The organism is Helicobacter sp. MIT 14-3879 (assembly GCF_003364125.1).
Genome location: NZ_NXLP01000004.1, coordinates 37,874 through 62,707 on the forward strand (window position 1 = coordinate 37,874; position 24,834 = coordinate 62,707).

31 protein-coding genes, 2 tRNA genes and 1 pseudogene are annotated in these 24,834 nt (G+C 28.1%); 33 read left to right on the forward strand and 1 reads right to left on the reverse strand.

All coding sequences use genetic code 11. From position 1 onward, the window contains the following. The 24 genes and pseudogenes from rplE to CQA44_RS04270 all read left to right on the forward strand — a co-directional run bounded on the left by rplE (nt 1) and on the right by CQA44_RS04270 (nt 15,993). Nucleotides 1-546, forward strand: coding sequence for a 50S ribosomal protein L5 (gene rplE / locus CQA44_RS04155; RefSeq protein ID WP_115546032.1), 546 nt, complete (start codon nt 1-3; stop codon nt 544-546). Continuing rightward, nucleotides 547-732 carry a type Z 30S ribosomal protein S14 gene (locus CQA44_RS04160; RefSeq protein ID WP_115546033.1) on the forward strand — a complete coding sequence of 62 codons (186 nt, stop codon included), beginning with the start codon at nt 547-549 and terminating at the stop codon, nt 730-732. A gap of 9 nt (nt 733-741) precedes the next feature. Beyond that, on the forward strand, nt 742-1,137 hold the full coding sequence (rpsH, locus tag CQA44_RS04165; protein ID WP_115546034.1) for a 30S ribosomal protein S8: 396 nt from the start codon (nt 742-744) through the stop codon (nt 1,135-1,137). A gap of 9 nt (nt 1,138-1,146) precedes the next feature. Further along, nucleotides 1,147-1,686: a 50S ribosomal protein L6 gene (gene rplF, locus CQA44_RS04170; protein ID WP_115546035.1), complete on the forward strand. Its 540-nt coding sequence runs from the start codon at nt 1,147-1,149 to the stop codon at nt 1,684-1,686. Nucleotides 1,687-1,697: 11 nt separating this feature from the next. After that, nucleotides 1,698-2,054 carry a 50S ribosomal protein L18 gene (rplR, locus tag CQA44_RS04175; protein ID WP_115546036.1) on the forward strand — a complete coding sequence of 119 codons (357 nt, stop codon included), beginning with the start codon at nt 1,698-1,700 and terminating at the stop codon, nt 2,052-2,054. A 15-nt stretch (nt 2,055-2,069) separates the two neighbouring features. Further along, complete coding sequence (gene rpsE / locus CQA44_RS04180; RefSeq protein WP_115546037.1) at nt 2,070-2,510, forward strand: 30S ribosomal protein S5; 441 nt, start codon at nt 2,070-2,072, stop codon at nt 2,508-2,510. 17 nt (nt 2,511-2,527) lie between these two features. Continuing rightward, a complete protein-coding gene (rplO, locus tag CQA44_RS04185) occupies nt 2,528-2,932 on the forward strand; it encodes a 50S ribosomal protein L15 (RefSeq protein WP_115546038.1) in 405 nt (134 codons plus the stop codon). Then, on the forward strand, nt 2,925-4,184 hold the full coding sequence (gene secY / locus CQA44_RS04190; protein ID WP_115546039.1) for a preprotein translocase subunit SecY: 1,260 nt from the start codon (nt 2,925-2,927) through the stop codon (nt 4,182-4,184). Before rplO ends, secY begins: the two co-directional genes overlap by 8 nt. Continuing rightward, nucleotides 4,184-4,939, forward strand: a complete 756-nt coding sequence (map, locus tag CQA44_RS04195; protein ID WP_115546040.1) for a type I methionyl aminopeptidase — start codon at nt 4,184-4,186, stop codon at nt 4,937-4,939. Before secY ends, map begins: the two co-directional genes overlap by 1 nt. A gap of 11 nt (nt 4,940-4,950) precedes the next feature. Continuing rightward, a pseudogene (gene infA / locus CQA44_RS04200) lies at nt 4,951-5,208 on the forward strand (translation initiation factor IF-1); the annotation flags it as partial. A gap of 168 nt (nt 5,209-5,376) precedes the next feature. Then, a complete protein-coding gene (gene rpmJ / locus CQA44_RS04205) occupies nt 5,377-5,490 on the forward strand; it encodes a 50S ribosomal protein L36 (RefSeq protein WP_112060632.1) in 114 nt (37 codons plus the stop codon). Nucleotides 5,491-5,500: 10 nt separating this feature from the next. Then, entirely contained in the window at nt 5,501-5,863 is a 363-nt protein-coding gene (gene rpsM, locus CQA44_RS04210; protein ID WP_115546042.1) for a 30S ribosomal protein S13, read from the forward strand. Nucleotides 5,864-5,872: 9 nt separating this feature from the next. Beyond that, entirely contained in the window at nt 5,873-6,268 is a 396-nt protein-coding gene (rpsK, locus tag CQA44_RS04215; RefSeq protein WP_115546043.1) for a 30S ribosomal protein S11, read from the forward strand. A 9-nt stretch (nt 6,269-6,277) separates the two neighbouring features. Next, a complete protein-coding gene (gene rpsD / locus CQA44_RS04220; RefSeq protein WP_115546044.1) occupies nt 6,278-6,904 on the forward strand; it encodes a 30S ribosomal protein S4 in 627 nt (208 codons plus the stop codon). Between the two features lie 19 nt (nt 6,905-6,923). Then, on the forward strand, nt 6,924-7,916 hold the full coding sequence (locus CQA44_RS04225; RefSeq protein WP_115546045.1) for a DNA-directed RNA polymerase subunit alpha: 993 nt from the start codon (nt 6,924-6,926) through the stop codon (nt 7,914-7,916). An 11-nt stretch (nt 7,917-7,927) separates the two neighbouring features. Next, nucleotides 7,928-8,284, forward strand: coding sequence for a 50S ribosomal protein L17 (gene rplQ / locus CQA44_RS04230; RefSeq protein WP_115546046.1), 357 nt, complete (start codon nt 7,928-7,930; stop codon nt 8,282-8,284). A gap of 364 nt (nt 8,285-8,648) precedes the next feature. Then, nucleotides 8,649-9,920, forward strand: coding sequence for a phosphoribosylamine--glycine ligase (gene purD, locus CQA44_RS04235; RefSeq protein WP_115546047.1), 1,272 nt, complete (start codon nt 8,649-8,651; stop codon nt 9,918-9,920). Between the two features lie 35 nt (nt 9,921-9,955). Beyond that, nucleotides 9,956-10,429 (forward strand): RDD family protein, encoded by a 474-nt coding sequence (locus tag CQA44_RS04240; RefSeq protein ID WP_115546048.1) that lies wholly within the window; start codon nt 9,956-9,958, stop codon nt 10,427-10,429. Between the two features lie 20 nt (nt 10,430-10,449). Further along, nucleotides 10,450-12,609 carry an LPS-assembly protein LptD gene (locus tag CQA44_RS04245; protein ID WP_147289747.1) on the forward strand — a complete coding sequence of 720 codons (2,160 nt, stop codon included), beginning with the start codon at nt 10,450-10,452 and terminating at the stop codon, nt 12,607-12,609. Between the two features lie 10 nt (nt 12,610-12,619). Beyond that, the gene (locus tag CQA44_RS04250) at nt 12,620-13,297 is read left to right on the forward strand and encodes a phosphoribosyltransferase (RefSeq protein WP_115546050.1); all 678 of its coding nucleotides are present in this window, start codon (nt 12,620-12,622) and stop codon (nt 13,295-13,297) included. Between the two features lie 12 nt (nt 13,298-13,309). Beyond that, the gene (locus CQA44_RS04255) at nt 13,310-15,352 is read left to right on the forward strand and encodes a polyribonucleotide nucleotidyltransferase (protein ID WP_115546051.1); all 2,043 of its coding nucleotides are present in this window, start codon (nt 13,310-13,312) and stop codon (nt 15,350-15,352) included. Between the two features lie 101 nt (nt 15,353-15,453). Then, on the forward strand, nt 15,454-15,771 hold the full coding sequence (locus CQA44_RS04260; protein WP_115546052.1) for a F0F1 ATP synthase subunit C: 318 nt from the start codon (nt 15,454-15,456) through the stop codon (nt 15,769-15,771). 38 nt (nt 15,772-15,809) lie between these two features. Next, a tRNA-Leu gene (locus CQA44_RS04265) sits at nt 15,810-15,894 on the forward strand. Nucleotides 15,895-15,906: 12 nt separating this feature from the next. Then, a tRNA-Leu gene (locus CQA44_RS04270) sits at nt 15,907-15,993 on the forward strand. A 58-nt stretch (nt 15,994-16,051) separates the two neighbouring features. Here CQA44_RS04270 and CQA44_RS04275 read toward each other — a convergent pair. Continuing rightward, nucleotides 16,052-16,813 (reverse strand): sulfite exporter TauE/SafE family protein, encoded by a 762-nt coding sequence (locus CQA44_RS04275; protein WP_115546053.1) that lies wholly within the window; start codon nt 16,811-16,813, stop codon nt 16,052-16,054. A 95-nt stretch (nt 16,814-16,908) separates the two neighbouring features. Here CQA44_RS04275 and CQA44_RS04280 point away from each other — a divergent pair, with 95 nt between their 5' ends. From CQA44_RS04280 to CQA44_RS04320, 9 genes are read left to right on the forward strand one after another with little or no spacing between them, the layout of a single operon-like run. Next, on the forward strand, nt 16,909-17,712 hold the full coding sequence (locus CQA44_RS04280; protein WP_115546054.1) for a J domain-containing protein: 804 nt from the start codon (nt 16,909-16,911) through the stop codon (nt 17,710-17,712). Nucleotides 17,713-17,757: 45 nt separating this feature from the next. Beyond that, nucleotides 17,758-18,492 carry a hypothetical protein gene (locus CQA44_RS04285; protein WP_115546055.1) on the forward strand — a complete coding sequence of 245 codons (735 nt, stop codon included), beginning with the start codon at nt 17,758-17,760 and terminating at the stop codon, nt 18,490-18,492. Then, a complete protein-coding gene (locus tag CQA44_RS04290) occupies nt 18,492-19,337 on the forward strand; it encodes an NAD(+)/NADH kinase (RefSeq protein ID WP_115546056.1) in 846 nt (281 codons plus the stop codon). Before CQA44_RS04285 ends, CQA44_RS04290 begins: the two co-directional genes overlap by 1 nt. A 5-nt stretch (nt 19,338-19,342) precedes the next feature. Next, nucleotides 19,343-20,863, forward strand: a complete 1,521-nt coding sequence (locus CQA44_RS04295; protein ID WP_115546057.1) for a DNA recombination protein RecN — start codon at nt 19,343-19,345, stop codon at nt 20,861-20,863. Then, nucleotides 20,860-22,176, forward strand: a complete 1,317-nt coding sequence (locus tag CQA44_RS04300) for an NFACT family protein (protein ID WP_115546058.1) — start codon at nt 20,860-20,862, stop codon at nt 22,174-22,176. Before CQA44_RS04295 ends, CQA44_RS04300 begins: the two co-directional genes overlap by 4 nt. Nucleotides 22,177-22,192: 16 nt before the next feature. Next, nucleotides 22,193-22,504: a hypothetical protein gene (locus tag CQA44_RS04305; RefSeq protein ID WP_115546059.1), complete on the forward strand. Its 312-nt coding sequence runs from the start codon at nt 22,193-22,195 to the stop codon at nt 22,502-22,504. A gap of 56 nt (nt 22,505-22,560) precedes the next feature. Further along, nucleotides 22,561-22,806, forward strand: a complete 246-nt coding sequence (locus CQA44_RS04310) for a NifU family protein (RefSeq protein ID WP_115546060.1) — start codon at nt 22,561-22,563, stop codon at nt 22,804-22,806. A 28-nt stretch (nt 22,807-22,834) separates the two neighbouring features. Next, nucleotides 22,835-23,515, forward strand: coding sequence for a hypothetical protein (locus CQA44_RS04315; RefSeq protein ID WP_115546061.1), 681 nt, complete (start codon nt 22,835-22,837; stop codon nt 23,513-23,515). Then, nucleotides 23,493-24,788 carry a UDP-N-acetylmuramoyl-L-alanyl-D-glutamate--2,6-diaminopimelate ligase gene (locus CQA44_RS04320; protein WP_115546062.1) on the forward strand — a complete coding sequence of 432 codons (1,296 nt, stop codon included), beginning with the start codon at nt 23,493-23,495 and terminating at the stop codon, nt 24,786-24,788. The genes CQA44_RS04315 and CQA44_RS04320 overlap by 23 nt, the downstream gene beginning before the upstream one ends. Nucleotides 24,789-24,834: the final 46 nt, after the last annotated feature.

The following is a 24,834-nucleotide window of genomic DNA, read 5'->3' on the forward strand; positions in this document are numbered from 1 at the left end:
ATGTATCAATTAAAAGATCTTTATTTGAATGAAATAAAGGATAAATTATCAAAAGAATTCAATATTAATAATCCTACTCTTATCCCAAAATTAGAGAAAATAGTAATAAGCGTTGGTGCTGGTGAGTATGCGAAGGAAGTAAAGATTATACAAAATATTGCTGATACCATTTCTATTATAGCTGGACAAAGGGCTGTTGTTACTCACGCTAAAAAATCTGTCGCTGGTTTTAAAATGAGAGAGGGTATGCCTATTGGTGTAAAGGTAACTTTAAGAGGTAAAAGAATGTATAATTTTTTAGAAAAATTGATTGTTATATCTTTACCAAGAGTTAAAGATTTCAGAGGTATTTCAAGAAATGGATTTGATGGTAATGGAAACTATAGTTTTGGGCTTAAAGAACAACTAGTTTTTCCAGAGGTTGTTTATGATGATATTATGGTAACTCACGGAATGAATATTACAATTGTTACTTCAACAAATAACGATAAAGAGGCATTCAAATTATTGGAATTTCTTGGTATGCCTTTTGCAAAAGGAAGATAAATGGCAAAAAAATCGATGATTGCAAAAAATGCGCGTAAAGCTAAATTCAGTTCAAGATCTTATAGTAGATGTCAAGTTTGTGGAAGACCACATTCTGTTTATAGAGATTTTAAGTTATGTCGTGTTTGTTTGAGAAAAATGGGTAGTGAGGGTTTGATACCCGGTTTAAGAAAATCTAGCTGGTAAGGAGTATTAATGGTAAATGATATAATAGCAGATTCTATCACTAGAATTAGAAATGCTTCTATGAGGAGATTAGAGCATACTACTTTGTATTATGCAAAAGTTGTAGTTTCTATATTAGAAGTTTTTAAAGTTAAAGGTTTCATTAAAGACTATAGGGTTAATTCTAAGGACAATAAACAAGACATTACAGTGATGCTTAATTATGATGAAAATGGAAAGTCTTTGATAAGTGAGCTAAAAAGAATAAGCAAACCTGGAAGAAGAGTTTATAAATCTAGAAGTGAGCTAAAAAAATATAAAAATGGCTATGGAACTATTGTAGTTAGCACTTCAAAAGGTGTAATTTCAAATGAAGAAGCCTATAAGAATAATGTAGGTGGTGAAGCTTTGTGTAGTATATGGTAGGAGATAAAAATGTCAAGAATTGGTAAAAAAATAATAAATATTCCAAAAGGATTAGATGTTTCAATAGAAGGGACTAAAATAGTTTTTAAGAATACAAAAATGCAAAGAGAGCTTGAGACTTACGATAGAGTTAAAATATCATTAGACAATGGAGTTTTATCTTTTGGATTAAAAGATGAAGACAATCTAAAATCAAAAGCATTTTGGGGGACTTATAGGGCATTAGCTAATAATATTATTATAGGACTTACCTCTGGTTTTACAAAACAGCTTGAGATTAATGGAGTTGGATATAAGGCATCTCTTAAGGGAAAAACTTTAGAGTTATCTTTAGGTTTTTCACATCCTATAAATTATGATATTCCTGATGGAATTGAAGTAGTTTTAGATAAAAATTTGATTACTTTAAAAGGTAGTGATAAACAACAAATTGGACAGATTGCGTCAGAAATTCGTTCATTTAGACCACCAGAGCCTTATAAAGGTAAAGGCGTAAAATATGTTGAAGAAACTATTTTGCGTAAAGCTGGAAAAACTGCAAAAAAATAAGAGGTTAGAAAATGTTAGATAATATTTTAAGGTTAAAACATAAGCTCACTAAAAAAAGAAAAGCAAGAATTAGAGGTAGAATTTTTGGAGATTCTACTATGCCTAGAGTTAGTGTATTTCGTTCTAATAGATATTTTTATGCACAAGCTATTGATGATACAAAAGGCTTTACATTAGCTAGCGTTGATGGCAATAAATTAGGCTTGTCAAATAATAAAGATGATGTAAAGAAAGTAGCAGCCATATTTGCAGAAAATCTTAAAAAAGCTGGAATCTCAAAAGTAGTGTTTGATAGAAATGGATATTTATATCATGGTGTTGTAGCTAGTTTTGCCGATGCTTTAAGAGAAAATGGTATAGTTTTATAGGAAGGAATATTTAGTATGGAAATAAATAGGGAAGAATTCAAAGAAGTAGTTGTTAATATTGGCAGAGTAACAAAAGTTGTAAAAGGTGGTAGAAGATTTCGCTTCAATGCTCTTGTTGTGGTTGGCAATAAAAATGGACTTGTTGGTTTTGGTTTGGGAAAGGCTAAAGAAGTTCCAGATGCTATTAAAAAAGCTATTGATAATGCCTTTAAAAATATTGTTAGTGTAAATATCAAAGGAACTACCATAGCACATGATGTTGAGCATAAATACAATGCAAGTAAGATTTTACTTCGTCCAGCAAGCGAGGGAACAGGGCTGATTGCAGGTGGAAGTGCAAGACCTGTTATAGAACTTGCAGGAATTAAAGATATTCTTACAAAATCTATAGGTTCTAGCAATCCGTATAATGTGGTTAGGGCTACAATAGATGCTTTAAGTAAGATAAAAGCTTAGAATTAAAGGAGACTTGTATGTTAGAAAGTATTAAGCCAGCAAAAAATAGCGTTAAACCTGTTAAGAGAGTTGGTCGCGGTCAGGGTAGCGGTATGGGAAAAACTTCTACTCGTGGCGGTAAAGGTCAAACTGCAAGGACTGGTTATAGTCAAAAGATAGGATTTGAAGGTGGACAACAGCCACTTCAAAGAAGATTACCAAAAGTAGGGTTTAAAAGTAGAGTTAAAAAACCATTTGTGATTAATGTTGATAAAAATAGAAAGATATTATCTTTAAGTGAAATTACAAAAGAGAGTATTAGAGGTATTTATAGATATCCATTAAGCACTTCTAAAGTTAAGCTTATAGGTAAAGCAGTAAAAGATATAAAATCTAAAATTAAAGATTCTAATGTAAGCATTAGTGGAAATAATAATGAATAAAACAATAATAAATAAGATTCTAATAACCTTAGCATTTTTATTTTCTTATAGAATCTTAGCTTATATTACAATTCCTGGTGTTGATACTGAAATTCTAAGGCAATTTTTTGATAGTAATAAAAATAATGCTTTAGGGTTATTTAATATGTTTAGCGGTCAGGCAGTAGAGAGATTTAGTATTATCTCATTAGGAATTATGCCATACATTACTGCTTCTATTGTTATGGAATTACTCGCAGCTACTTTTCCTAATCTTGCTAAGATGAAGAAGGAGCGAGATGGCATGCGAAAATATATGCAAATTATTCGTTATGCAACAATAGCAATTACTGTAATTCAGGCTATTAGTGTGTCTATTGGCTTAAAAGCATTAGAGGGTGGATATGGTAATCCTATATTAATTGATAATAATACATTTGTATTTATTTCGGTGTTTTCTATGCTTGCTGGAACTATGATGCTTATGTGGATTGGAGAACAAATTACTCAAAGAGGAGTAGGAAATGGGATTAGTTTAATTATTTTTGCAGGTATTGTTGCTGGGATTCCATCTGCAATAGGAAAAACTTTTGATTCTATTAGTAAGGGTGAAATTAATATATTAGTTGCAATTTTAATGTTTGCAGTTATACTTGGAACAATTTTTATTATTATATATGTTGAACTTGCTGAAAGAAGGATTCCTGTATCTTATGCTAGAAAAATTATTATTCAAAACCAAAATAAAAGGATAATGAACTATATTCCAATTAAGCTAAATTTAAGTGGAGTTATTCCTCCAATTTTTGCTTCAGCAGTGCTTATATTTCCATCCACTATACTTCAAGCATCATCAAATAAGATAATGCTTTCCATAGCTGATTTTTTAAGTCCTAATAATTATGCTTATAATTGCTTGATGTTTATTTTAGTTATGTTTTTTGCATTCTTTTATTCTTCTATTGTATTCAATTCTAAAGATATCTCCGAAAATCTAAAGCGACAAGGTGGATTTATACCGGGTTTAAGACCTGGAGAAGGAACAATAAACTTTTTAAATACTACAGCTAGTAATTTAACATTTTGGGGTGCGTTATATCTTGCTTGTATATCTACTATACCTTGGGTTTTATTAAAGAGTGCTGGAATTCCATTCGTATTTGGGGGAACAGCTGTATTGATTGTTGTTCAAGTTGCTATTGATACAATGAGAAGAATAGAAGCCCAAGTTTATATGAATAAATATAAAACATTAAGTGCCACAGGGTTATAATGGCTATTGCTATAAGAAATATAAAAGAAATTGATTTATTGCGAAAGTCAAATTCTATTGTAGCTCAATCATTGCAAAAAGTAAAGGAGTATGCAAAAGTTGGAGTTAGTTTAAATGATCTTGATAAAATTGCAGATGACTTTATATTGTCATTTGGTGCAAAACCATCATTTAAAGGGCTTTATGGGTTTCCTAAGTCTATTTGCTTGTCTGTTAATGATGTTATAATTCATGGGATACCAAGTGATTATAAGCTTAAAAAAGGTGATATTTTAGGTGTTGATATAGGTGTAGAGTATGGTGGTTGGTATGGAGATGGTGCTATTACTTTTGGAATAGATGAGATTAATAAAGTTGATGAAAAAATAATTAAATGTTCTTATGATACGCTTTTAAATGCTATTAATAGCATTAGGGTTGGTATGAGATTTAAGGAACTTAGTTTTATTTTGCAAAGTAATATAGAATCTTTTGGGTTTGTTCCTCTTAAAGGATTTTGTGGACATGGAATAGGTAAGAAGCCACATGAAGAGCCAGAAATTCCAAATTTTATAGAAAGTAGTGTTATGCAGGGTCCAAAAATAAAAAATGGTATGGTTTTTTGTATAGAACCTATGGTATGTCAAACAAATGGAAATCCAAAAATATTAAATGATAAATGGTCTGTTGTATCAGAAGATAGATTAAATGGCAGTCATTATGAACACACTATTGCAATAGTTGATAATAAAGCTATTATCTTAACAGAATATTAAAAGGACACTAAATGGCAAAAGATAGAAGGGAAGATAGAGAAAATAAAAAGAAAAAAGTTAAAGATGATGTTATAGAGATATATGGTAAAGTTGTAGAAGTATTGCCAAATGCTACTTTTAGAGTAGGTTTAGAGAATGATTATATAGTTTTATGTCATATTGCAGGTAAGCTTAGAATGCACTATATTAGGATTCTAACAGGAGATATAGTCAAAATAGAGCTAACTCCATATAGTATAGATAAGGGTAGAATTACTCTAAGATATAAAGCAGAAGATATCCAAAAAGAACCAGAATTAATTGAAATACAGAAAAAATTAGATGAAAAATATAAGTAGTTTTTAAAGTAAAAAAATATAGAATATCAGCTTTTATTATCTTTAAAGAGAGCAATCAAAAAAATTAATAAGAATTTTATCAATTTATAAGGAGAAATAATGAAGGTTAGACCATCTGTTAAAAAAATGTGCGATAAATGTAAGATAATAAAAAGAAAAGGTGTTATTCGTGTGATATGTGTAACTCCAAAACATAAACAAAGACAAGGATAAAGGATAAGAAATGGCTAGAATTGCTGGTGTAGATTTGCCAAAAAAGAAAAGAGTAGAGTATGCTCTTACTTATATTTATGGTATTGGGCTTAAAAGTGCAAGAGATATTTTGCAAGCTATAAATATATCTTTTGATAAGCGAGTTAATGATCTCAGCGAAGATGAAGTCTCATTGATTACTAAAAAGATTCAAGAAGATTACATAGTCGAAGGTGATTTAAGAAAAAAAGTTACAATGGATATAAAAGCTTTAATGGAAATAGGTAATTACAGAGGTATTAGACATAGAAAAGGGCTTCCTGTTCGCGGACAAACTACAAAAAATAATGCACGGACAAGGAAAGGTAAAAGAAAGACAATAGGTAGTAAGTAGGAGGATATAATGGCTACAAAATCGACTAATTTAAGAAAAAAAGCTATAAAAAAAAATATAGCTAAAGGTATAGTTCATATTTCTGCTACCTTTAATAATACTTCTGTAACTATTACAGATGAAATGGGTAATGTTTTATGTTGGAGTACAGCAGGAGCATTAGGTTTTAAGGGGTCTAAAAAATCAACTCCGTATGCAGCACAGCAATCAGTAGAATCTGCTCTAATGAAAGCAAAAGAGTATGGAATTAAGGAAGTAGGAATTAAGGTTCAAGGGCCCGGTAGTGGTAGAGAGACTGCTGTTAAGAGTGTTGGTTCAGTTGAAGGTATAAAGGTTTTATGGTTAAAAGATGTAACACCATTGCCACATAATGGCTGCAGACCGCCTAAAAGAAGAAGAGTGTAAGGAGAAAATATGGCACGATATACAGGACCTGTAGAAAAAATTGAACGAAGATTTGGCATTAGCCTTGATATGAAAGGTGAAAGAAGATTAGCTGGTAAATGTGCTTTAAATTCAAGAAAATATGGACCTGGTCAGCATGGTCAAAGTGGTGGTAAAATTTCTGAATATGGTCTTCAGTTGAGAGAAAAACAAAAAGCTAAATTTATGTATGGTATTTCAGAGCGTCAATTTAGAATGGTATTTAATGAAGCACATAGACTAGGAGGTAATACTGGAGAAAATCTAGTAAGATTGCTAGAACAAAGATTGGATAATGTTGTTTATAGAATGGGATTTGCTTCTACAAGAAGATTTGCTCGTCAGCTAGTAACACATGGACATATATTAGTGGATGGCAAAAAAGTTAATATACCTTCTTACCTCCTAAAAGCAGGACAAAAAGTAAGTATAAGAGAAAAAAGTGCTAATAATAAGCAAATTATTCGTTCATTAGAGCTTACTAAGCAAACAGGAATTGTTCCTTGGGTAGATGTAGATGAGGCTAAACTATTTGGTATATTTACAAGATTACCAAATAGAGATGAGGTTGTAATACCTATCGAAGAGAGATTAATCGTCGAATTGTATTCTAAATAATTTTATTGGATGGTATTGAATGAAAACTATTAAAACTTTCCCTTTTGTTCCCACAAATATTGATGTGCAGCAAATAGAACCAAATAAAGCTAGGATATCTGCATATCCGTTTGAAACAGGATATGGAATAACAATAGCACATCCTATAAGACGACTGCTTATGTCTAGCTCAATTGGATATGCTATTGTTGGCGTTAAAATAAATGGCGTTACTCACGAGTTTGATTCTATAAGGGGTATTACAGAAGATGTTTCATTGTTTGTAATTAACCTTAGAAAGTTACAATTTGTTATAAAAAATACAGAACAAACTCAAATTGTTGTAAATTACTCATTTTCTGGCGAAAAGGTTTTGTTTGGCTCTGACCTTAAAAATGATGAAGTTGATGTAATAAATCCAGATGTTTATTTAGCGACTATAAATGATGATGCAAAAATTGAGTTTTCTTTGATTATTAATAAAGGTATAGGGTATGTCTCAAGTGAGGATATTAGGAGTATCATTTTAGATACTTTTATACCTGTTGATGCATATTTTACTCCTGTTAAAAGCGTAGTTTATGAAATCGAGAATGTGTTAGTTAAAGATGACCCTACATTTGAAAAAGTTATTTTTGATATAGAAACTGATGGTAGAATTAGTGCTATTGATGCTTTTAAAAATGCTATGCAGATTATGGATAGTCAAATGAGTATTTTTAAATCAGAGTTAAAAATAACAAGTGTTTCTAATAATGATACTGAGCCAGAATCTAACGAAAATAAAATTTTATTTCAAAAATTAGATGTATTAAATTTTAGTGCAAGATGTTCTAATTGTCTTGATAAAAAAGGGTTGAAATATATTGGAGAATTGGTGTTAATGGAAGAGAGCGAATTAAAATCAATTAAAAATCTTGGTAAAAGATCATATGATGAAATTGTTGATAAAGTAAAAGAAATTGGCTATCAAATTGGTTCAAAATTACCAAATAATGTAAAAGAAATGTTATATAAAAAACTTAATAAGTAAAAGGAAATAGTATGAGACATTCTAATGATTACAGAAAACTTGGTAGAACTTCATCTCATAGAAAAGCATTGCTGAAGAATCTATCAATTTCTCTTATTAAATATGAAAAAATTAAAACAGGCCTTTTTAAATCTAAAGAATTGCAATCACATATAGAAAAACTAATTACACAGGCTAAAGTAGGTGATAGTAATGCTCATAGACAAGTTTTTGCAAAATTGCAAGATAAATCTGCCACTAAGAAATTAGTTACAGAAATAGCACCAAGGTTTTCTTCTAGGAGTGGAGGATATACTTCTATTCATAGAGTGCAAAATAGAAAAGGTGATGCATCCCCTATGGCTATTATAGGCTTTGTTGGTCAATAATGATTTTTTTAAGATTATTTTTTTGTATTTTTATTGGGTTGTTTGTGTTGTTTGGTTTTAGTGCTTGTGAAAGAAATGATTACCAGCACCCATTGTATAGACAATCAAAATAATTTTATATTATTAAAGGTATTTTTATTATAGCCTGAGTGAAGCGTGTTTCTATAATAATTGATAAGTCCGATAAAATATATTTTAGATTCGTGTAGTCATTTACATGTGTTGGTGTTTCTGTTATTAAATATTAGATATTTAGGATTTGCCACCTACGTAGATGCTTAGAATCTTTTGTTTAGTATCTAAAGGGGCTAGACAATTCAAGTAACGCTCGCTTGGGCTTAATCATTTTTATAAAGGCTAAAGATTGGATATTTTAATAATTGGAAGTGGAGCTAGAGAATATAGTATAGGGCTTAGCTTATTAAATGATAAAAGAATAAGTAATATTTACTTTTGTCCAGGAAATGGAGCTAGCTTATTGATAGGTAAAAATATTGATATAAAAGGTAATAAAAATATAGTTGCTTTTTGTATAGATAAACAAATTTCCTTAGTTATTATTGGACCAGAACAGCCTTTAGTTGAAGGTTTAAGCGATGATTTAATGAAAGCTAATATTAGAGTTTTTGCCCCTAGTAAAGGAGCATCTATTTTAGAAAGCTCTAAAATATTTATGAAAAATTTTCTTCATAGATATAATATACCAACTGCAAATTCAATACAAGGTAATAATAAAGATATATTGCTAGATTTTATAGATTCTATTACTACACAAAATATTGTTTTAAAAGCTGATGGTTTATGTGGAGGCAAGGGTGTAGTTATCTTAAATAATAAACTAGAGGCTAAAGAGACTTTAGAAAATATGCTTAGTGGAAAACTTTTTGGTGAAGCTGGTAAGAGTGTTGTTATAGAAGAGTATTTAGATGGATTTGAGTTATCTGTTTTTGCTATATGCGATGGAGAAGATTTTATATTATTACCTGTTGCACAAGATCATAAAAGATTGTTAGATAATGATTTAGGTCCAAACACAGGTGGTATGGGTGCATATAGCCCAACTACGCTTTGCAATGATGAATTATTAACTAAAATAAAAGATACTATTATATCTCCGACACTAAAGGCTATGAGAAATGAAGGAAGGGAGTTTAAAGGTGTTTTATTCTGCGGGATTATGGTTGTAGATAATAAACCATTTGTTTTAGAATTTAATGTTCGTTTTGGCGATCCAGAATGTGAAGTAATATTGCCACTTTTAAAAACTCCTTTGCTTGATATACTAAATGCTGCTATTGATGGAAATCTTAAAGATTTTAAATATGAGGTTTTAGATAAATACTGCGTTGGTGTTGTAGTAGCTTCAAAGGATTATCCATATTCTTCAAAAGCAAATGAAAAGGTAGTTTTTAATGATATAAATTATACCTCAAATCAAGCAAGTCATATATCTTTTGCAGGTGTTAGTAATATAAATTCTAATATTTATGCAAGTGGTGGAAGAGTTTTTGTTTCTATTGGAATCGGAGATAATATAAAAGAAGCTAAAGATAATGCCTATAATTTATGCAAAAATATTAGCTTTAATGGTGCTCAAAAAAGAAATGATATTGCCTTTAGAGCATTAAATATTTAAAAAAAATAAGTAAAATTTATAATGAAGTGTAGAAAATGGATATTTTAGAGACTTTGGATAGAGAGGGATTAACGCTTGCATCAAATAATAAGAGATTTTCAGCTTTTATTATTGATGATATTGTAGTTGCTTTAATTATTTTTATAGCATTTTATAATCAAATTTCAGAATTTAATGGTGATGTTGCTAAAATCATCCATCTTATGTCAAATATTTTTATATATATAGTATGTTTTAGAATCATTTATCATAGTTTTTTTACTGCAATTTATGGTGCTAGTATTGGAAAAATAATTTGTAAGATTAAAATTATCAAAGTAGATACTTTAGATAAGCCAAATATCTTAGAATCTATAATTCGTTCAGTATTTAGAATAATATCATCAGAATTTCTCTTATATATTCCCTTTATATTTATACTATCAGATAAATTTAGGAGAGGCTTACATGATATGCTAATAAATAGCATAGTTATTGATGTGAGTATTCCACAAGATTTACAAGATTAATGTTAAGGCTGCTCTTTTTTTTGCTATTTTTGTCTTTGGTTTTTGCAGAAGAAGGAATAAAAGAGTTTGATAGAGATAACAATAGGGTTTTTGAATTATTTGCTGATAATGTAGATTCCATTGATTATAAGATTGTAATAGCTACAGGGAATGCTGTAATGATTAGTCAAAATATCTATGTTTTGGCAGATTATATTAAATATAATACTCAAACAAGAGAAGCGCAAATCAATGGTAATGCAAAGTTTTACAAAGATGGTAATTTATATTTTAGCACTCAAAAGGCAAATATTAAATTTGATGATAACTATTCTATTGTAGAACCATTTTATATGCAAGATAGCTCAAGTGGTGTTTGGATTAGTGCATCAATGGCAAAGAGTAAAGAGAAAGAATATGAATTTAGAGATATTGTTGTCTCTAGTTGTGATATTGGAGACCCTATTTGGCGTATTGAAGGAACTTCAGGAACTTATAACCAAGATAATTATGTTGCAGGAATTTGGAATCCAAGAATATATATTAAAGATATTCCTGTGTTTTATTTTCCATATATTTTTATTTCCACTAAAAATAACAGAACAACAGGTTTTTTATATCCAGAATTTACTTCCTCATCGCTAGAGGGTTTTGTTTATATTCAACCATTTTTTCTTGCCTTACAAGATTTTTGGGATATGACTTTTAGCCCTCAAATTAGAACTAGTAGAGGATATGGACTTAACACACAATTAAGATTTGTAGATACTTATAATGAACTTTTTGAGTTTAATTTTGGTATATTTAATAATTTTAAAAAATATATTAGAAGAAATAGTGTTAAAAACCAAACTATCTATGGATTTGACTTTAAGCATAAGCGAAGAAATATTTTAAGTAGGTTTTTTAAAGGTTATAGTGATGGGATTTATTTAGATTTTAGATTTATGAATGATTTAGATTATATTAGATTGCAAAATGCTAAAAATAAAGATATAGAAAATAGAATCCAAACTTCAAAAGCAAACTTTTTTGGCACAAAAGATGATCATTATTTTGGACTATATTTTAAATATTTCTTAGATTTGCAATCTCCAACAAATGAAAATACTTTCCATACAATACCACAATTTCAATACCATAAATTTTTAGAACAAACAGATATTAAAAATATTACATATTCTGTTGATGTAAATACAAAGAGTATTTTAAGATATAAAGGTTTTGGATATTTTGATAATAGCGTAAGAGTGCCAATATATTTTAGTATGCCTTTATTGGCAAATTACTTAACTTTTGGAACATCTTTGAATGTAAATGCTGGAATTATTACTTTAAATAGGACAGAGAGATTAGCTAATTTACAAGGTAAAAATAGCACATATTTTTCAACTAATTATGGATTTTCCTTAGGTTCAGATATTGCAAAACAATATGATAAAGTGTTTCATTCTATGAGTTTTAAGGTAGATTTTTCAAGTAAGCTTTATAATTATGCAGAAGATAAAAATCATATATTCAAACCAAATGAAGCATTAATACCAGAGATTAGAGATTCTTTTGGAAATAATAATATCTATTCAGAAACACAACCATCTATTCAGATTAATTTTTCACAATACTTCTTTGGTTTGGAGAATGTGGAATTATTATATCATCGTATGTATCAAAATATTAATTTACAAGATAAAGAAAATAGGTTTGATAGCCTTAGAAATGAAGTTGGATTCTCGCCAATTAGTAATATTAGTATTTCCAATACATTTTATTATTCCTATAAAAATAAGTCAATAGAGGAGGTTTCACTATCTATAAGCACAACTTATGGTTATTTTAGAGGGCTTTTAACATATTATTTAAAAAGAAAATTTAATAATATTGATAAAAAATGCTCTATTTATGACAATAAGACTTGTGTTGATACAACAGCAAATTTTTTGAGAGTTAGATTAAGCCATGATTTTAATTATTTTGCACTTTATGGAGATATAGGATATGATTTTAGTAAAGGATATTTAAGGGATTGGAATCTAATAATTTCAAAAGATATTAGATGTTTTGGTATAGGGTTAAAATTTGCAAATGAAATTACTCCTATTTTAACAACAAGTGGAACAAGGGCAATAGTTAATAGGTATGTTAGTTTAGAATTTAGATTTGTCCCTGTTACAGCGACAGCATTATCTTATAGATTTAAGTAAAGGGATAGTTATGATAGATAAAAGTTATGTGAAATTTAAAGATAGGATTGATGCATTAAATAAACTACTTGATATAATTCCCACCCAAGAGCTAAAAAAGCCAAATACTATTCTAATAGCAATTAGTGAGGGAGGATTGCTATTAGCCTATGAAATATCAAATAGATATAATTTAGCACTTGATTTTCTCTTTACAGAACCAATTTTAGCACCTAAAAATAGTGAGTGTGAAGTTGCAATAGTAAGTGAAAGTATGGATATAATGATAAATGAAACTTTAGTTAATTCTTTTGATATAACTTATGATTTTATTTATGGGGAAGCACAAAGGAAATATGAGGAAAAGATATTGCAAAATATCTATAAATTTAGGAAAGGAGAGATTATTAGCTCTCTTAGCAGAAAAAATGTTATTATCATTGATGATGGCATTGAAACAGGACTTACAATGCGTGTTGCAATTAAGACTTGTGCTAAAAAACTAGCAAGCACTATTATAGTGGCAACACCTGTTGTAAGCTATGATGTTGCAGAAATGCTAGAAACTAGTGCTGATATGGTTTATAGTGTATATATACCAAGACATTTTGTAAGCACAAAATATTATTATGAAGAATATAATAATTTGGATTCTAATTTAATATTTGATATGCTAAATAAATCTCTAATACAAAATAATAAGTTATAAAAGGAAAGTAAAATGGAAATAAAAATAGAAGATAGTGGTGAAATTATTTGTATTGATGAGGTTGCAAGACAAGCAAATGGGTCTATACTTTATAAAAAAGGAAAGGCAGTTTTACTCTCAAGTGTAGTAATAGATTCTAAGAGTGTAGAGGGAGATTTTTTACCACTAACAGTTCAATATTTAGAAAAAAGCTATGCAAATGCTAAGTTTCCGGGAGGATATATTAAAAGAGAAGGAAAACCAAATGAATTTGAAGTTTTAACTTCTAGATTAATTGATAGAAGTCTTCGCCCACTTTTTCCAAAGGGGTTTTGTTATCCTATTCAAATTACTATTTTTGTATTAAGTATTGATAGGGAGTTAGACTTACAGGTTTTAGCACTAAATGCTGCCTCTCTCGCCCTGTATATATCTGATATACCTATAAATGTAGCTGTTAATAGTCTTCGTGTAGGATTGATTAAAAATGAACTTATTATCAATCCAACACTAGATTTATTACAAGAATCTGATATTGATTTATATATCTCTGGGGAGGGTGATAATATATTCATGATTGAATTTAAAAGTAATAATGAAAGTCTTTGTGAAGATAAATTGCTAGAGGTTTTAGAACTTGCTAAAAATCATATTAAAACTACTTCATATATTTATGAAAGGTATTTAAAAGACCATATTAAGCCACCAAAGATTCTACAATATAACAAAGAATATTCTAGTGATATTTTTAATACTATATCAACAAAATATAAAAATGAGTTAGAATCTTGTTTTGTAGCTATGTCAAAGAGCGAAAACAATACAATGCTAGATAATATAAAAGAGAAAATTATAGCAGAAAATACATTTGATGAATTAGGTTTAGAAGTTGCAATAGTAAAATTTAAAAGAAATTTTATTAGAAATAAGATTCTATTAGAAGAAAAGAGGCTTGATGGCAGGGGGCTTGATGAAATAAGAGATATTAGTATTTTAACAAATATCCTTCCAAGTGCTCACGGAAGCACTCTTTTTACAAGAGGAGAAACACAAGTTTTGGCAGTATGCACTATAGGTGGAGATAATGATATGCAATCATATGAAATGCTAAATTCTAAAAGTGTATTAAAAAATAGTTTTTTATTTCACTATAATTTTCCTTCTTTTAGCACAGGTGAAGCTTATCCTATTACATCTCCTAGTAGAAGGGAGTTAGGTCATGGCAATTTAGCTAGGAGGGCATTAGAATCTAGTATTAAAAATGATAACAGAGCTATTAGAATAGTATCTGAAGTTTTAGAGAGTAATGGAAGTTCATCAATGGCAAGTGTTTGTGGAGGTTCATTGAGTTTATATAGTGCAGGGATTAAACCGTTATTCCTAGTGGCTGGAATTGCTATGGGTCTTGTAAAAGATGGTAAAAATTATAAGATATTAACAGATATTATGGGAATTGAAGATTATGATGGTGATATGGATTTTAAAGTTGCAGGTAATGAGGTTGGGATTACTGCTCTTCAAATGGATATAAAAATTAATGATATTGATATTAATATTTTAAAAGATGCTTTGTTGAAAGCAAGAGAAGCTAGATTAAAAATATTATCACTTATGGTTAAAGCTAGAGACAATATAATTTTAGGAGATAATATTCCACAAGTTGAGAGTTTTTGCATTCCAATAAATAAGATACCAAGCGTTATAGGGCATGGTGGAAAAAATATAAAAAATATTATAGATAAATTTAATATAAATATAGATATTGCTAAAGATAGTGGTATTGTCAGATTATCTAGCATTTCAAAACAGAATCTTCTTAATGCAAAAGAATACATTTTATCTATTGTTAATATAAATTTAGATTCTATAAATGTAGGTGATAAATTTAATGGAAAAATTAAGAGAATTGTTGATTTTGGCATGTTTGTAGAGATAAAAGATGGAATAGATGGATTAATTCATAATTCAAAATTACTAAAAAATAATATTAATTTATCAGATTATAAAGAAGGGGATATTTTGAGTGTTGAAGTTGTTGCAATTAATAATGACAAAATAGAATTATTTATAAGTTAGATTTTATTTAAAGTTAGTAATAATACTCATATCAAGGCTCTTATCAGTAGGGATACATAACCGAACTTAGTTTGCTTTGAAATTAATAATTTGGAGAAAGAATGAAAAAGATATTTTTAGTGTTTTTGGCATTTGCAGGTATTGCTTTTGCACAAGATGGTAGTGTAAGTGGTGTTTATTTAATTAAAGCTTATTCGGCTATTGGTGCTGTTGTAGGCCTTGGTATTGCAGCACTTGGTGGTGCTATTGGTATGGGTAATGTAGCTGGTGCAGCCATATCTGGTATAGCTAGGAATCCGGGAGTTGGTGGAAAATTAACTACTACAATGTTTATTGCAATAGCATTGATAGAGGCTCAAGTAATATATACATTTATCGTTGCTCTTATTGTTCTTTATTTTAATCCTCTTTTAAAATAATTTTTTTACTAGAACTTTTTTAAAAAGTTCTAGGATTTGCGGTTATGGTGAAATTGGTAGACACGCCATCTTGAGGGGGTGGTGAGGCAGCTCGTGCGAGTTCGAGTCTCGCTAACCGCACCATAAGCAATTTAAGCCGGGGTGGTGAAATTGGTAGACGCGCTAGACTCAAAATCTAGTAGGAGCAATCCTGTGTCGGTTCGAGTCCGACCCTCGGCACCAATAGGATTAACTATTTAATAATTTTATAAATTACATAAAATTATATAAACACTAGCTTTTAACCATTTAACATATATTGAAATACAACATTTTTAATCATTACAATTAAAACTAATACATATAATCCAATTATAGCTATTTTATGTACTTTTGGAGATATTAATTTATTTAGCTTTACTCCAAAATATACTCCAATAAGTGAAAATATTCCAACGATTATGCCTTCTTTGTAATTTACATAGTTATGAGCTGCTAGACTAATAAAGCCAGAAAATGAAGAGAATATTACAAAAAACAATGATATAGGCACTGCTTGTTTTGTGCTAAGACCTAGAGCATAGCTAATGGCAGGGACAATTATTAGCCCTCCACCAATACCAAGTGATATTGCAAAGATTCCTGTTATAAAACCAATGATAAATAAAAATATTATAGGATTTTTTGAATTAGCCTTATTTGTAGCAGCTTTTTTCTTTGCAATACTTTTGTAGAGTGAGTAAATACAAAGTAATATAAATGATAATTCTAAATATAGTGGTTTTAGGGAATCTACAATAAGACCACTAAATGCAGCACCACAAAGCCCGCCCAATGCTACAAATATTGCTATTTTAATATTTAGCAATTTTGCTTTTAAGTTTAAATATGAACCATAGACTGAAGAAAAAATCATCTGCATTACAGATATTCCTATGGCATTTTTTATATCAAAACCAAAAAACATCATTGCAGGAACTATTATTGTTCCACCACCTATACCAAAGATCCCAGCTAAAACTCCAGCAATTATGCCATAAATTGAAAGTATTATTAAATCCATAAAATAAAGCCTAAGTAAAATAAAGTTTTTAATTATAGACTTTTTGGAATAAACTTTGCTTTAAAAATATTTAACTTAAATTTTAGGAATATAGTTTGAGAGTTGAAGCATTTAGTAGATTTGTGCAAATAAGCATTGAAGAATATAACCCTTTATTACCAAAATTGTTAAAATATGCTACAAAATATTTTCAAAAACATTATCATCTATCTAGCTCTATTTTAATTTTAGATGATGGGGAAAGATTTAAAAAAGATTATATGATAACTTGGGCTTATCATTCATCTATGCAATCTCAAATTATTGAAGTAGAACAAATTAGCACATTAGATTCCATACTTTCTATGAGTTATCTTCCAATTAGAATTAAGATAATTTCTACAAATGCACTTTTAGAATGTATTAGAATCTCATTTAAAATGTTAGGGCTTAATCGTGCAGTCCTTATACTTGATAAACCAAATCATATAGCAAAGCGTTATTTAGGGGCTTTATTATCAAATATAACTATAAGCAGTGATTTAAATCATATATATTTAGATACAAATAATAGTCAGTTTTGGGTATCTATAATGAATATTATAGGTAATAAGATAATTCATAATGTAAGAATAGAGTTTGATTATAATAGTTTTAAGAGAGATAAAAAAGATAAAGGAGGTATCTCTTACCTAACGCTTAAAGAACAAAATATTCATAAAGCATACAATATACTTGGCTGCAATTATACAGATAGTTTTTTTGATATTAGGGCTAAATATTTAGAGCTTGTTAAACAATATCACCCAGATAAAGTTTTTGGGAAAAATAATGATATAATTCAGGCTTATAATACTAAGTTTATAGAGTTAAAAGAAGCATTTGATATTATTAAGAGTAATTTTGAAATTGCAAGTTAAATTTTGCTAGAATTTGAAATTAAAAATTTATATAGAGGCATATTGATGAGTATATTAAATAGAATAACAACAATAAATGGTGAAAATAAAAAAGCAATTATGATTTTAGTGATAATTATACTAATGGTGGGAATATTAGCATTAATTACTTACTTATTTTTTTATAATCCAAGTCAAACTACCTATGATGATGTAGATATTCCAGCAATAAATGAAATACAAGTCCCAAATACACAGACAGAAGTTTTAGAACAATCTAATAATAGACAAGATCAAGTTAATACACAAGATCAAATTGCACAAACTAATGTAATACAAGAACAAAATATACCAAGTATTACAGAGGCTAATAATCCAGTGATTGAGGATACGGTTCAAGATATATCTCAAGTTCCTCAACAAACAAGTGTTAATACAATTTCTAGTTTAAAATATACAATAAAGCCAAATAATGCAGATATTTTCTTTTGCACAAATTTAAGAAATGGCAAATGGAAAATGCCACAGCAATGTGAAAATGATATTTCTGTGGCAGTCCAAAAACTAATTAGTGATAATACAGAATTAATTGCACTAGAGGTTAGCGGTATTGTAGATAGTAATCCTTATTCTGGACCTTCTGCTGAGTTAAAGCAAGAGGGTTTAGCATCATTTAGGGCAAGAGAGGCTATTAGTGTGATTACTAGAGGTCATTCAAATATAGCAGTATTTGAGGGTCCCAGCATTCAGGAAAATAATAAAAGAGGCTTTCAAATAAAAGCTTATTATTTACAAAAATAATGTTAGACATTAATAAGATAGGCGTTATTTTACGCCCATCTACTTTAAGTTTATATGATTCTTATCTTACATTTAAAAAAGTTGCACAAAAATATGATATTTATGTAGAGATTGATAAATCTCACTCCATTAATGTAAATGAGGGGCTTAGTTTTAATGAGCTTTGTGAATGGAGTGATGTTTTAGTTAGTATTGGTGGAGATGGGACTTTAATATCATTAATTAGACGTTCTATATCTTATAATAAGCCTATTTTTGGAATAAATATGGGAAGACTTGGCTTTTTGACTTCTGTTAAATTAAATGAGATTGATAGCTTTCTTATGAAGTTAAAAAATAATGATTATTCTATGTATTCACATATGCTATTAGAGGGTGAATTTGTTTCAAATAATGTAACTAAAAAGTTATTTTGTGTTAATGAGTTTTTAATCTCAAGACAAATTGTCTCTGGTATGATAAAAATAATTTCAAAGATTAATGGCAAATATTTTAATACTTACCTTAGTGATGGCTTAATTATTGGCACACCAACAGGCTCTAGTGCATATAATATTAGTGCAGGAGGGGCAATTGTATATCCTTATAATAGAAATATTCTTCTAACACCTATTTGTGCTCATTCGCTTACACAAAAACCATTAATATTAAATGATGAGTTTAATTTGGAATTTAGTGTTGATAATTGCATGGCTAGCATTATAATAGATGGGCAAGATATAATTAATTTTAACAAATTTGACACTTTAAAAGTTTTTGCATCAAAGAAAAGTGCTTTATTGATTTATGATAAACAAAGAGATTATTTTGAAGTTTTAAGAGAAAAATTTGGTTGGGGTTTATAGGATTAATGATTAATAGACTTTTAATTAAGGATTCTATTGCTTTTAATGAGGTTGTTATTAATCCTAGCAAAGGATTTAATGTTTTTAGTGGAGTGAGTGGGAGTGGAAAGTCTGTATTGATGGAGAGTATTTTGGCACTCTTTGGTTTAAGAGATGCTAATGCAAGTTTAATTGAGGCGAGTTTTGGGCATAGTAGTATTAATTTAGAAGATATTGGTATATTTGATAATGATGATTTAGTTTTAAGTATTGTTAAAAAAGATAAAACAAAGTATTTTATAAATAATCAAGTTTTTTCTAAAAAGAGAGCAAAAGATTTATTTGGAAACTATGTTAAATATATAAGTTCCCATTCTATTAATGAATTAAGCAATGAAAATTTATTAAAAATATTGGATTCTTCTATTAAAGAAGATGAATTTAGAATTTTATTAGATTCCTATAACAATGACTACAAATCTTTTATTAAATATAAGGCTGAATTAGAAAGATTAGAGGATGAAGAAAAAAATATTATTGAATTGAGAGAATTTACTATGTTTGAGATTTCTCAAATAGAGCTTGTAAATCCAAAGATTGGTGAATACGATGAATTAATGCAAGTTAAAAAAGATTTATCTAAGAAAGAAAAGATTTTAGAAAAAATTTCTTCTTTAAAGCCAATTATTAATGGAATGGCAGAATTGATTAATTTTCTAAACTCTATTGATAAAAATAAGGAAATTTTTGAAGAGACTTTAAATGATATTGAAGTGATAATACAACAAGAAGAAGAGAAACTAGAAAGTATTAATGAAGATGATATAGAAAATATATTAAATCGTTTAGAGTTATTAAGTAATATTATACATAAATATGGCAGTATAGAAGGGTCGCTAGAATATTTAGCAAAGAAAAAAATAGATTTGGAACATTATAATAATATTTCTTTTAATAAAGCTTCCATTCAAAAAGAGCTAGATTATATAAGTAAAAGCATATATACTAAGGCAGAGCAAATAAGAGAGTGGAGAGAAAAATATTTAGAATCTTTTATAAAAAGTTTAGAAAATTATTGTAAAAAATTAATGTTAAATACCCCTAGATTAAAGCTAGAGAAGATAGATTTAGGAAATAATGGCTATGATTTATTAGAAATTATGCTTGGAAATTCTAATACATTTTCTAGTGGTGAGTTTAATCGTTTAAAACTTGCTATTCTTTGCTTAGAGATTGATTATTCAAAACAAAGTGGTATTTTGATTTTGGATGAGATTGATGCAAATTTAAGTGGTAGTGAGAGCGAGGGTGTGGCACAGGTTTTAGCACTTTTATCAAGGGATTATCAAATTTTTGCAATTAGTCATCAATCCCATATGCCTTGCTTTGCAACAAATCATTATTTAATACAAAAGAGCAATAATGGAAGCAAAATTACTTTGCTTGATAAAGAAGGAAGAATCCAAGAAATAGCAAGAATGATAAGTGGTGCAAATATAACTAGTGAGGCAATATCATTTGCAAGAGAGAAATTGCAGCATTTATGAATTTATTTGTATTACAAGAGGTTGCTAATTTATTTAAAACCTATAAAAAAATTAGCCATATTTTAAGAATTAATGATAATTTAATAAAACTTATTTTAGATAAACAGATTTTTTATATTGATTTAAATAAGGGCAAAAGTAATATATTTTGCAATGATAGTTATAATTTTGCTACTAAATTTTACAAAGCACCGTTTGACTTTGCACTTCAAAAATACTGCTTTAAAGCAGATATTATAGATTGCAATATTGATGGTAATAATAGAATCCTTAGATTATATTTAACTAAAAGTTTGCAATATAAAGTTTTAAATGTAATATTAATTTTGGAATTTACAGGAAAATATACAAACGCAATTATTGTGGATTCTAATTTTATAATATTAGAATCCTTGCGTAAGATTACTCAAAATAGCAGGATTATTAAAAATGGAATAAAGCTTTCTCCATTACCACAGCAAAATTATAAACCTAAGGAAATAAAACTAGAAAGTAACATTTTAGATTTCTTATACATAAGTCATAAATTAAAATTAGAGCAGAATCTAAAAGAAACTAAAATTATAGCAATAGATTCTATAAATTTAAAAATACAAAAATTACAAGCTTTATTAAACACTTTAGCTAATAGAGATGATTTAATTAATAGAGCTAATAATTATGTAAGAATTGGAGAATTACTCCAAAATAATAAAGAATCAAAAATAATAAATAACAAAATAGAATTACAAGATTATAATGGAGATGTTTTAATATTTAATGTATTTGATGATATAAATCCTAATAAATCTTTGATAAATGAGTTTTTTACAAAGGCAAAGAAATTAATGGCAAAAGCAACTAATATTTCTATTCAAATACAAAATATTTCTCAAAATATAGCATTTTTGGAATCTAAAATATCTTTTATTAACAACACTAAAAATTTATCAGATATTAAGATTATCACACAAAAAAATAAACATAGCTTTAAGGATACAATAAAGGCAAAATATGAGAGTTATTTTATAGAAAATATAAAAGTTTCAATTGGTAAAAATAAGTTAGAAAATATAGCCTTATTAAAAGATGCTAAAGCAGATGATATTTGGATGCATATTAGAGATATTCCCTCATCACATTTGATAATACATTCTTCAAAAAATATTCCAAAAGATGATATTATTTATAAAGCAGGTGAAATATTAGTTGGATTATTGAAGATTAATAGTGGTAATTTTTTAGTCGATTATACAAAAAGAAAGTTTGTAAAGATCAAAGAAGGAGCAAATGTAGTATATAGTAACTATTCTACACTATATATTAAAAAATAACTATAAGGAGGTAGTTATGGCAATATCTCAAATAGGAAATATTACTCACATTAATCAAAATGTTACACTTAATTCTCAAATTCAGGCAAATAACCTAAATCATCCAAATATTCAAAGTGTAATTAATATGCAAGATTTTAATGATAAAGTAAAAGAAAATATAGAAGTTCGCCCTACACAAGGAGTTGAAGTTATTAATAAAGATTCTTCAAATAAAAAACAAGATAAAGATGATAAAGAAGATTCTGCTTTAAATAAAGAAAAAGTTAAGAAAAGTCATATTAATAATTATGGTGGAGATAGTGTATTATTAGATATAGAGGTTTAATAGCTCTATATAGTTTTATGCTAGAATCTTAAAATAATAATTATAAAGGTGTTGTTATGATGATGTTTAGTGATGAGGAATTAATAGAGCCTGTTGAGAGTGTGTTAGATAAGCTTAGACCTTCTATTTTACTTGATGGCGGTAACATTTCATTGGTTGAAATTAAAGGTGGCAAGGTTTTTGTAAGATTAGAGGGTGCTTGTAAAGGTTGTCCTAGTAGTAATGTAACACTTAAAAATGGTATTGAGAAGGCATTAAGAAATGATATACATCCTGAATTAGAGGTAATAAGCATTAATTAAAGCATAAAATATAATTAAAGGGAATGTTTTGTCAAAGAAAGTTTTAAAGAATGATGTTGCAAAAAAATCAAATTTTTCAAATGATAAGATTACATCTAAAAAAATAGTATATATTTTATCAAAAGCAAAGAGAGCATTTTTAAACCAACAATATGATATTGCAATGAATTTATATAATGAGGTTATTATAAATAATACAGATTCTAAAGAGGCAAAGATTGGAATCTTATTATGTGATATAGCCAGTGATAACGAAGAGCAAGCACAAAAGATTTTTGAATATTATCAAATACTAAAAGCTCAAAAAATAAAAGATTCTGCTGATAATATATTAAATATAATTAACTTATTAGATAAGAATACAAATAGTTTTGCAGCGTTTATAAATGACTTTGAAGAGGCAAAAATTAATGATATAGATGGAATCTTGTATAGCGATTTTAAAAAATTAATAACAAGTAGTAATGATTTTAAAAAGATGTTTGAATATGCAATGTTTAGCACAAGGATTGTATTTACAAAAAAAGGTGATTTTATAGAATTTTTAGAACTTTTGATTGAAAATGATTTATCTGATATTTCCATAAAATACATTGAAACATTAGATAAAGAAATAATTTATGATAGCAAAATTCAATCAATACTAAAAAAAGCACTAGATAAGGTAAATGCAAAAGAGATTATAGATGATAATAAACCTAGAAGATAAAATATTAACAGACAATACTAAAGAAATAGATAAAAATGTGATTTTTGTAAAAACAGCTTTAAATGAAAGATATGTTTCTGATTTAGCAAATGTAAAAATAGTCACTCCATTAGAATTAAAAAACTATTTACTCCACACACCAAAGATTATAGGTATAACAGGCACAAATGGTAAAACTACTACTGCTAGTTGTATTTATTCAATATTACTTTCGTTAGGCTTTAAAGTTGCATTGTGTGGAACTAGAGGATTTTTTATTAATGATATAAGGATTTCTAAAAAAGGTCTTACAACGCCAACCTTGCTAGAGCTATACCACAATATACATATTGCATCAAAGCATAATTGTGATTATTTTATTATGGAGGTTAGCTCACATGCTATTTCACAGAATCGAATAGAAGGGCTTGGTTTTTCTTTAAAGATTCTAAGTAATATTGAAAGCGATCATTTAGATTTTCATAAAACAATAGAGGAATATATAAGGGTAAAAAATTCTTTTTTTAATGATGATGGGCTAAAGCTAATAAATAAAGATTGCAATAATGCTATCTTTAATGTTAAAAATGCCTATACTTATGCAATAGAAAATAATGCAAATCTAAAGGTAGATGCTTATAGTTTAAGGGGTGAAATAAATGCACATATATCTTGGAATGACTTTAGAACTAAAGAATTTTCTAGCACAACAATACAATCTAATCTAATTGGAAAATACAATTTATATAATATTATTTCTAGCATTGCTTCAGTTAAGTTACTATGTAGTGAGATTCCATTAAATAAAATTGCTTTAGCATTAGGAGAATTTGCAGGAGTGGAAGGGAGAATAGAAGTTGTTAATAAAAAACCTTTAGTTGTAGTTGATTTTGCACATACTCCAGATGGAATGAAGAATGTGTTTGAAGCATTTTTGGGTAATAAAATAAAAGTTCTTTTTGGTGCTGGTGGTGATAGAGATAAGACAAAGCGTCCAGAAATGGGTAAGATAGCTTCAATTTATGCAAAAAAAATATATTTAACAAGTGATAATCCTAGAAGTGAAAATCCTCATTTTATACTTCAAGATATAATGGAAGGCATTAAAGATAAAGATAAAGTCTATGTAGAATCTAATCGTAAAATTGCTTTACATAAAGCTCTAAGCGAATTAGAATGTGATGATATTTTACTTGTGCTTGGAAAAGGTGATGAAACATATCAAATAATTGGAGATAAGATTCTTGATTTTGATGATAGGAAAATCATTAGAGAATTTTATAGTAAACATTAAATTGTAAATCAAAATTTTTGAATACTGCGAGATTTTAAAAGTTTAT

Coding starts and splice junctions, on each gene's coding strand:
- rplE (WP_115546032.1), top strand. CDS start 1: ATGTATCAATTAAAAGATCTTTATTTGAATGAAATAAAGGATAAATTA.
- CQA44_RS04160 (WP_115546033.1), top strand. CDS start 547: ATGGCAAAAAAATCGATGATTGCAAAAAATGCGCGTAAAGCTAAATTC.
- rpsH (WP_115546034.1), top strand. CDS start 742: ATGGTAAATGATATAATAGCAGATTCTATCACTAGAATTAGAAATGCT.
- rplF (WP_115546035.1), top strand. CDS start 1,147: ATGTCAAGAATTGGTAAAAAAATAATAAATATTCCAAAAGGATTAGAT.
- rplR (WP_115546036.1), top strand. CDS start 1,698: ATGTTAGATAATATTTTAAGGTTAAAACATAAGCTCACTAAAAAAAGA.
- rpsE (WP_115546037.1), top strand. CDS start 2,070: ATGGAAATAAATAGGGAAGAATTCAAAGAAGTAGTTGTTAATATTGGC.
- rplO (WP_115546038.1), top strand. CDS start 2,528: ATGTTAGAAAGTATTAAGCCAGCAAAAAATAGCGTTAAACCTGTTAAG.
- secY (WP_115546039.1), top strand. CDS start 2,925: ATGAATAAAACAATAATAAATAAGATTCTAATAACCTTAGCATTTTTA.
- map (WP_115546040.1), top strand. CDS start 4,184: ATGGCTATTGCTATAAGAAATATAAAAGAAATTGATTTATTGCGAAAG.
- rpmJ (WP_112060632.1), top strand. CDS start 5,377: ATGAAGGTTAGACCATCTGTTAAAAAAATGTGCGATAAATGTAAGATA.
- rpsM (WP_115546042.1), top strand. CDS start 5,501: ATGGCTAGAATTGCTGGTGTAGATTTGCCAAAAAAGAAAAGAGTAGAG.
- rpsK (WP_115546043.1), top strand. CDS start 5,873: ATGGCTACAAAATCGACTAATTTAAGAAAAAAAGCTATAAAAAAAAAT.
- rpsD (WP_115546044.1), top strand. CDS start 6,278: ATGGCACGATATACAGGACCTGTAGAAAAAATTGAACGAAGATTTGGC.
- CQA44_RS04225 (WP_115546045.1), top strand. CDS start 6,924: ATGAAAACTATTAAAACTTTCCCTTTTGTTCCCACAAATATTGATGTG.
- rplQ (WP_115546046.1), top strand. CDS start 7,928: ATGAGACATTCTAATGATTACAGAAAACTTGGTAGAACTTCATCTCAT.
- CQA44_RS04240 (WP_115546048.1), top strand. CDS start 9,956: ATGGATATTTTAGAGACTTTGGATAGAGAGGGATTAACGCTTGCATCA.
- CQA44_RS04250 (WP_115546050.1), top strand. CDS start 12,620: ATGATAGATAAAAGTTATGTGAAATTTAAAGATAGGATTGATGCATTA.
- CQA44_RS04255 (WP_115546051.1), top strand. CDS start 13,310: ATGGAAATAAAAATAGAAGATAGTGGTGAAATTATTTGTATTGATGAG.
- CQA44_RS04260 (WP_115546052.1), top strand. CDS start 15,454: ATGAAAAAGATATTTTTAGTGTTTTTGGCATTTGCAGGTATTGCTTTT.
- CQA44_RS04275 (WP_115546053.1), bottom strand. CDS start 16,813: ATGGATTTAATAATACTTTCAATTTATGGCATAATTGCTGGAGTTTTA.
- CQA44_RS04285 (WP_115546055.1), top strand. CDS start 17,758: ATGAGTATATTAAATAGAATAACAACAATAAATGGTGAAAATAAAAAA.
- CQA44_RS04290 (WP_115546056.1), top strand. CDS start 18,492: ATGTTAGACATTAATAAGATAGGCGTTATTTTACGCCCATCTACTTTA.
- CQA44_RS04295 (WP_115546057.1), top strand. CDS start 19,343: ATGATTAATAGACTTTTAATTAAGGATTCTATTGCTTTTAATGAGGTT.
- CQA44_RS04300 (WP_115546058.1), top strand. CDS start 20,860: ATGAATTTATTTGTATTACAAGAGGTTGCTAATTTATTTAAAACCTAT.
- CQA44_RS04305 (WP_115546059.1), top strand. CDS start 22,193: ATGGCAATATCTCAAATAGGAAATATTACTCACATTAATCAAAATGTT.
- CQA44_RS04310 (WP_115546060.1), top strand. CDS start 22,561: ATGATGATGTTTAGTGATGAGGAATTAATAGAGCCTGTTGAGAGTGTG.
- CQA44_RS04320 (WP_115546062.1), top strand. CDS start 23,493: ATGATAATAAACCTAGAAGATAAAATATTAACAGACAATACTAAAGAA.